The following is a 787-nucleotide window of genomic DNA, read 5'->3' on the forward strand; positions in this document are numbered from 1 at the left end:
CCCCACCACACGCCCCGCACCAATTCACCGGCGCACCCGCCTGGAACCAACCCCCACCCAAACGACGCAACCCCTGGCCCATCATCGCCGGCGTCGCCGCACTGGTCGTCGTCCTCGTCGTCGCCGCGGTCGCCATCGCGATGGTGATGGGCGGCGACGACAGCAACTCGCAGGCCAACCGGACCTCGACCTCGACGACCACGACGACCAGCAGAACGGTCACCACGACCACGACGAGTAGGGCCCCGAACCCGCAGAGCAAGCTGATGAGCGTGCTGCCCGCCGGATATCCCAGTGGCGCTTGCACCCCTGCCACCCCGAAGGCCAACAGCATTTGGGTGAACGCGTTGGCCATGGTCGACTGCGACCAGAACACCAACCAGGGCGGCCCTTCCCGCGCCGTCTACGGGTTGTTCGCCAATGCCGATCTGCTCAAGAAGGCGTTCGACGACGACGTCGCCGCCGTACAGTTGCTCAACTGTCCGGGGGCCGGTCCGTCACCGGACGGCTGGCACCACGACAGCACCCCGACGGTGACCGCCGGCTCGATCGCGTGCGGCACCTACAAGAACCACCCGAACGTCATCTGGACCAACGACGCCAAACTCCTGCTCTGTGACGCCTACGGTGATCCTCCCGCCCTCGAAGACCTGCATACGTGGTGGACGAACTACGGCGGCTGACTTGATGTGCTGTGGTGGTTGGGTGACAAGGATCAGCGATGAGTGATGAGCAGGCCTCGCGGGTGGGCACGGATTTCGGGCCCTATCACCTAAAGCGGCTGTTG

1 pseudogene is annotated in these 787 nt (G+C 65.6%); it reads left to right on the top strand.

Annotated features, from left to right (window positions below):
* A pseudogene (locus tag A5691_RS28420) lies at positions 1-683 on the top strand (serine/threonine protein kinase); the annotation flags it as partial.
* Positions 684-787: the final 104 nt, after the last annotated feature.

Origin of the sequence: Mycobacterium sp. E183, from assembly GCF_001667735.1 — a bacterium.
Lineage (GTDB): Bacteria > Actinomycetota > Actinomycetes > Mycobacteriales > Mycobacteriaceae > Mycobacterium.